This is a genomic window from Paenibacillus sp. E194, assembly GCF_000935845.1.
GTDB classification, from domain to species: Bacteria; Bacillota; Bacilli; order Paenibacillales; family Paenibacillaceae; genus Paenibacillus_B; species Paenibacillus_B alvei_B.
The window spans coordinates 1-6881 of sequence record NZ_JMDX01000273.1 but is presented as its reverse complement, the minus strand read 5'-3'; the positions used below and the strand labels follow the sequence as shown (position 1 = coordinate 6881).

At 47.9% G+C, this 6881-nt stretch carries 5 protein-coding genes and 1 pseudogene; all 6 read left to right on the top strand.

Annotated elements, in window-relative coordinates; all coding sequences use genetic code 11:
- Positions 1-1100: pseudogene (locus tag AZ66_RS33090) on the top strand (DNA mismatch repair endonuclease MutL); the annotation flags it as partial.
- A gap of 56 nt (positions 1101-1156) precedes the next feature.
- Positions 1157-1948 carry a class I SAM-dependent methyltransferase gene (locus AZ66_RS24865; protein WP_044357336.1) on the top strand — a complete coding sequence of 264 codons (792 nt, stop codon included), beginning with the start codon at positions 1157-1159 and terminating at the stop codon, positions 1946-1948.
- Positions 1941-2882 (top strand): tRNA (adenosine(37)-N6)-dimethylallyltransferase MiaA, encoded by a 942-nt coding sequence (miaA, locus tag AZ66_RS24860; protein WP_082061719.1) that lies wholly within the window; start codon positions 1941-1943, stop codon positions 2880-2882. Before AZ66_RS24865 ends, miaA begins: the two co-directional genes overlap by 8 nt.
- Before the next feature lie 50 nt (positions 2883-2932).
- A complete protein-coding gene (gene hfq / locus AZ66_RS24855; RefSeq protein WP_005549853.1) occupies positions 2933-3172 on the top strand; it encodes an RNA chaperone Hfq in 240 nt (79 codons plus the stop codon).
- 207 nt (positions 3173-3379) lie between these two features.
- Entirely contained in the window at positions 3380-6097 is a 2718-nt protein-coding gene (locus tag AZ66_RS24850) for a transglycosylase domain-containing protein (protein WP_082061720.1), read from the top strand.
- 307 nt (positions 6098-6404) lie between these two features.
- The coding region (locus AZ66_RS24845; protein WP_044357338.1) for an AAA family ATPase at positions 6405-6881 on the top strand (477 nt) is incomplete at its 3' end.

Sequence of the window (6881 nt, the reverse complement as noted above, 5' to 3'; positions counted from 1 at the left end):
AGACCGCAGCAACCGAAATGTCTCATGTTGCTCCAGAAGCCTTGCAACCCACAAATGAATCCGTTATTGATTCTACTGCTCAGAGAGGCTCAGTAGAACAGCAGAAGACGGAGAGGCAACAATTGCAAGAGGAAGGTCGCAAGAACGAGGATGTGTCAGCTGGAGCTGCAAGTGAGGCTCCAGTGGCAATCAAGCCCACTGAATCTTCTTCTAGTAACGAGGACGCCGTAAACAATCCGGCGAAACTCAAGCAAACTATGGATCACGACTTGATTCCATCAACTACCTATGATGCAGAGCCAGCATCGATTGTGAGCGGTCAAGAGGCGAGAGAGAGAGTTCGAGAGACGTCTCCGTCTTATGGTAGCCGCAATGCGGGAAGTTCCAATACGAGTGCTTATTCGAATCCTTATTCGAATGCTAAGCAGCAAGCAGGGCAATCCGCAGTGAAGGCCGGTGCGGAGAAATGGAAGGAATGGCTGACGGAGGAAGGTAGAACAGACAACGCTGCCTTGCCGAAGTTTCCAGCACTTTCTTACATTGGTCAGCTGCACGGAACATACTTGATCGCTTCGAATGAAGAGGGGCTCTATTTAATTGATCAGCATGCAGCGCATGAACGAATCAATTATGAATATTATTTTGAGCGATTCGGGAAGCCGGTAGAAGCCTCTCAAGAGCTGCTTCTGCCGATCACATTAGAGTTTACCCCTGCTGATGCGGAGCGGATTCGATCCCGTATGCATTTGCTGGAGCAGGTCGGGATTGTCATGGAGCCATTTGGGGGACAAACATTCCTTGTTCGTTCCCATCCATACTGGTTCCCTAAAGGGGAAGAAACGGACATTATTCAAGAAATGACGGACTGGGTGTTGAGTGAAAAGGCGCCCGATATTGCGAAATTAAGAGAGGCCTCAGCGACGATGTGCTCTTGTAAGGCATCGATTAAAGCGAATCAGCGCTTGACAGCAGCTGAGGCGGAGACGCTATTCGTCCGATTGGGAACATGCCGCCAGCCATTTACATGTCCGCATGGCAGGCCGATCATCATTCGATTTACAACATACGATCTGGAGAAAATGTTTAAGCGGGTTATGTAAGAATAGCTGGGGATTTGTAATTCCCTTTCCACAGCGTATATAATGAGGAGGAGCAAATGATAGTCACGACAGGCGAGTATACGTCACCAGAGCTTAAGGAGCGGGCGCGGAAGACGGCCAAGCTGTTCGGATGGTTCTATGCTGAACGGCGCGATCAGACCTTGCCTCGCATGCAGCGTAGATATGGCGACGATGAATTTCTCGTCTACCTGAACGATTGTGTCCGCTATTTGAAGTTAGGGGTCACGGAGCTGACTTATCATCCGAGTATGGCCTATGTGCGAGCGAAGCGGATTTTGTCCGGAGATGCGGACGGGATGATTACAGCGAGTGGTGTTACGCCTGGCGATGAGGTGTTAGACTGTACGGCAGGCCTAGCAGGCGATTCTCTGGTGTTTGCCGTCGCGGTAGGTCCTAATGGGAAGGTTACAGCGCTGGAGAGTGAGCCGTCACTGTTTGCGCTTGTGCACGAAGGTCTGCAGCTGTATGAGAGTGGTGTGGACGAGGTTACGGGAGCGATGCGCCGTATTGTGATGAAGAGGGCTGAACATCTAAGCATGCTCAGTTCACTGCCAAGCCGCTCCGTCGATGTGGTATACTTTGATCCGATGTTCCGCTCTCCCGTTACAAGCTCGGCATCGATAGATCCGCTGCGTACGATGGCGAACCATAAAGCCTTGACGCATGAAGCGATTGCGGAAGCTTGCCGTGTAGCGCGCAAGAGAGTGGTCATGAAGGAAGTAAAGAACAGCGAAGAATTTGCCCGGCTAGGATTCACCCGTGTGTTACCATCCGGAGCGAAATTGGCATATGGGGTGATTGGCATTGCTGGAGGCAACGATGAGTAATAAACCGAGGCTGCTTGTGCTCATTGGACCGACTGCGGTTGGAAAGACGAAGCTTAGTCTTGACTTGGCTAAGAAATTTCAATGTGAGATTATATCCGGTGACAGCATGCAGGTATATCGGCAAATGGATATTGGTACAGCTAAGCTGCCTGTAGAGCAGCGAGAGGGCATTCCGCACCATTTAATGGATATATTAGATCCCGATGAGCCGTATTCGGTCGCTGATTTTCAACTTCAGTGCCAGTCACTCATCGACGAGATCGCGAACCGCAATCATACCCCATTTATCGTCGGGGGAACTGGGCTCTATGTAGAATCTGTATGTTACGGGTATGAATTCAGTGAACACGGTGCAGATGAAGCGTTCCGTCAAGAAATGGTGGAATTTGCAGCTTCTCACGGTGCAGAAGAGCTTCTGGAGCGTTTGCGGGGAGTGGATCCGGAAACTGCTGACAAACTGCATGCCAATGATCAGCGCAGAGTTATAAGAGCCTTAGAAGTATATCATCTTACAGGCGAGCCTTTTTCGAAGCAATTAGGCCGTCAGAAGAAGGAATCGCCGTTCGATCTGTGTATCATAGGTTTGACAATGGATAGGCAGATGCTATATAAACGAATAGAGGCAAGAGTTGATATGATGATGGAGGAGGGGCTGGTGGAAGAAGTGCGCCGCCTGCTCGAACAGGGCTACTCACGAGATCTCGTATCGATGCAAGGCCTTGGCTACAAGGAAATCGCAGCGTATATTGAAGGTGACATGTCACTCGATGCTGCCGTTGAACTGCTTAAGCGCGATACAAGAAGATTTGCGAAGCGCCAGCTCTCTTGGTTTCGGCACATGAAGGATATTCACTGGGTTGATGTCACAGAAACAGATTGTGCAGATCAACAATTTGAACAAATTTGTAAGCTCATAGCAGGAAAGTTTCGATAACAGGTTGAATATATTTCAACACAATCTCATGATTATTGGGGGTACGGACGATGAATAAATCTATTAACATTCAGGACACTTTTTTGAATCAATTGCGCAAGGAAAGCATTCCAGTGACCGTATATTTGACGAACGGATTCCAGATTCGTGGTGTCATCCGCGCATTCGATAACTTTACCATTGTCATCGATAGCGAGGGACGTCAGCAAATGGTGTATAAACACGCCATTTCCACATTCACGCCACAACGTAACGTATCCCTGATGCAAGATCATCAGAACGAGGCGTAAATTAGATGGATTGGGGCAGATTGCCAATGAAACTTTTTGCCCCTCCATCACGTCTAATGGAATATAGTCGCTGCCGAACAACCCTGAAGGGTTGTTCTTTTCATTCGTAGTCATATTGGGTATAAGTATGAGGGATATGCTTAAATCGTATCTCAACAGGGTATGAAGAGAGAGACAATCAAAGGAATAAAGGGAGTCGGATTGCAGATGACGAGAGAAAAAGAATCAACTCAACGTACGCGCACGCCGGCACATGGAAATCCTAAGCACAAAGCTAAGAAGAAAAAGAAATGGACTTGGAAAAAGACGTTTTGGCTTATGTTTTTCACGACGGCATTTGCCGTGTTCTGTGCCGTTGGCGGTTATTTGTTCGTATTATTGAACGGGGAGCGGCTGATGCGTGAATACAAGGATGCTGATATGTTCAAGCTGGCTGAGGTATCCACTGTATACGATGTGAATGGTACAGAGCTTGCTAAGCTTGGTAAAGGCATAGAGCATCGAGAGATTGCTGAGCCGAGAGATATTCCGGAATTCGTTAGCAATGCCTTCATAGCGACGGAAGACAGACGCTTCAAGGAGCACTCCGGGGTCGATCTGTGGTCAATTGGGCGTGCGATGGTTAAGGACGTTGTGTCACGAAGCCTTGCAGAAGGCGGAAGTACCATTACACAGCAGCTTGCTAAAAATATGTTCCTGACGAGCGATAAGACGTTCTTCCGGAAGGCAACGGAAGTGTCGATTGCGCTTTCGTTGGAGAATCATTTTACGAAGGATGAAATTATTACGATGTACTTAAACCGGATCTTCTTCGGTAAAGGTGCATATGGCCTTAAAGCTGCTGCTAAGGTGTATTTCAATAAGGATGACTTGAATGATCTGAAGCTATGGGAAGTTGCGACTTTGGCAGCTATCCCGAAAGCGCCATCCCGATATAATCCGCTGTCGAGTCCAGAGCGATCGAAGGAACGCCGGGCTGTTGTTCTTCAACTGATGTATGAACAAGGCTATATTACGGCTGAAGAAGCGAAGAGTGCTGCAGCGGTGGAATATGATCCGAAAATGTCGGGGCACGCGGCTAAGTCGGAGGATAAGCAAAATGAAGCATACAACGCATTCATTGACTACATGGTAGAGGAAGCGACTGAGAAAACGGGTCTTACTGAGGATGAGCTGTATCGTGGAGGATATCACATTTATACGACGATGGACGCGAATGCTCAGCGCATTATGTACGATGCGTTCAACAATGACGATATGTTCGAGCAGAGCCCGGATGATACGAAAATGCAAGGCGCAATGGTTATTACGGACCATAGCAATGGCTCCATCATCGCGATGGTAGGTGGGCGGGATTATGCTCGCAAAGGATTGAATCGTGCTACTGTAAAGCGTCAGCCGGGATCGTCCTTCAAGCCAATCGTGTCTTATGCGCCAGCACTGGAGACGGGCAAGTACTTCCCATGGTCGAGATTGAACAATGAGAAGCAGTGCTTCGGCAAATATTGTCCTACGAACCTTGGGGGCTACACGACATCAGTAGAGATGACGGAAGCGGTTAGACGTTCCATCAATATCCCTGCTGTATGGACATTGAATGAAATTGGAATGAAAAAAGGGTTTGAATTTGCGAAAAGCCTAGGATTCCCCCTGACGAATGACGATTATAACTTGTCAATCGCATTGGGCGGGATGACGTACGGGGTTACTCCGATCAATATGTCAGAGGCTTATAATGCATTCGCTAACGGAGGGAATTATTATGATTCCTATGCGATTGCAAAGATTACAGACCGCAAAAACAATGACTATTATGTGTATCACGTGCCGAAAGGCAAAAAGGTTATGAGTGAGAAAACGGCTTACTATATGACTGAAATGATGCGCGAAGTTGTTACGAACGGTACGGGTAAAAATGCACAAATCAGTGGTCGTACTGTTGCAGGTAAAACGGGTACGACGCAGTACTCTGTGCCAGGCTACAGTGGCAAGGGCGACCGTGATGCATGGTTCGTCGGCTATACGCCAGAATGGACAGCAGCTGTCTGGATGGGGTATGACAAGACTGACAAAAATCACCTTGTCCATGAGAGCAGCCGCAGAGCATCGAAAATGTTCAGTGAGGTTATGGGTAAGGCGCTGCAAAGCAAGAAGTCGGGTTCCTTCAAGAAGCCGGATAAAGTGGAACAAAAGCCGGAAGAACTGCGGGCGCCTAGTGGGTTGAGTGCATCGTACTCTGAGAATACAAAGAGTGTGGCACTGAGCTGGAACAGCGTATCTGGTGATAATATTTCTTACCATGTTTATCGGAAGTCTTCTAAGGACAACACATTCACACAGCTGCTCAAAGGCTTGAAGGGCAACAGCGCTGAAGATGTTGGTGTCTTCCCTGGAGAATCGTACACGTACTATGTTATAGCGGTAAATGCATCTGAAGAGTCAGGAAGATCGAATCAATCTTCCGTCACGATTAAGGAGGAGACACCGGAAACGCCAATTGAGCCGCCGGTCGTTGATCCACCGGTCGTTGATCCGCCGACAACGGAACAGCCTACGAACCCGGAAGAGCCGACACCGCCAACTGTACCGGAAAATCCGGATTCGAATAATAATCAGCCGGAAACAGGCGATAACGTTACAGGCAATGGAGACGGCGGTTCTACAGGGACATCTAGTGGGGATGGTTCCTCAGGATCTACAGATACGTCTGGTTCCAATGTGACGAATGGAACTTCGGGGATGAATAGCTTCGGGTCAAAAGGGTCGGATCGCATTATTAACTCTGGCGGTCAGAAGGATAAAGACAACAGCAGCAAAGATAAGTCTGCAGGCAACGGGGCAGAGGATTCTTCGGTAGAAATTCAATCTGTTACTGGGAAGATAATTAATCACAAGCAGAATAAGAATTCGAATAAGGCTGCTTAAGATTAGAAATAGACCGTGCAAACCGTGAGCAATAGCAGTGTACTTTATCCACATAAGGTAGCGTAAGGTGATGTGCAGAGTGTGCAGGAGAGAGTTCCTGCACACTTTTTTTGTGCGTATGTTTGCGACGCAGTATGTATCCATGTTTGGATTGCAATTGCATCGATATGAATCATGCTCAGGAGTAGCTATAGTAGACGAAACTGCTAATAACCTGTCAGACGATAGAATATATTGGAACATCGACTATTTGTGTTCAGTGTTGTGAGGAAACTTGATTAGGATGAACGTCGAAAGGGTGACAAGCATGAATGTTAGGCTTCGAGCGGCTAATTCCGAAGGAAATGCACGTCCGTCTCGTCAAATAAATGTTGTGCTGCGACCTGTGGAGCAATCCAATCAGGATACAGCCGCAAATCAGACAAATGGAGAAGATACAGCGGATAGCTTGGCTGTCCCACAGGATGGGCCATTTGGCGAGGTTCGCAAAGAACTTGATCGACTTGTCGGCTTGAAGCATATGAAGGACATTGCCTATGAGCTCTATGCGATTTTACAGATGAATCGTAGACGGCAGGATGTGGGGCTGATCTGCCAATCGCATGTATATCATATGATCTTCAAGGGCAATCCTGGCACGGGCAAGACGACTGTAGCCAGGATCATGGCGAAAATGTTCCAGCAGCTAGGAGTGCTCAGCAAAGGGCATTTGCTTGAAGTAGAGCGGGCTGATCTGGTTGGCGAATATATCGGACATACGGCACAGAAGACGCGAGATTTAATT

What these genes read in the sequence shown, in the direction of transcription:
- AZ66_RS24865 (WP_044357336.1), top strand. Translation starts at nt 1,157, where the DNA reads ATGATAGTCACGACAGGCGAGTATACGTCACCAGAGCTTAAGGAGCGG.
- miaA (WP_082061719.1), top strand. Translation starts at nt 1,941, where the DNA reads ATGAGTAATAAACCGAGGCTGCTTGTGCTCATTGGACCGACTGCGGTT.
- hfq (WP_005549853.1), top strand. Translation starts at nt 2,933, where the DNA reads ATGAATAAATCTATTAACATTCAGGACACTTTTTTGAATCAATTGCGC.
- AZ66_RS24850 (WP_082061720.1), top strand. Translation starts at nt 3,380, where the DNA reads ATGACGAGAGAAAAAGAATCAACTCAACGTACGCGCACGCCGGCACAT.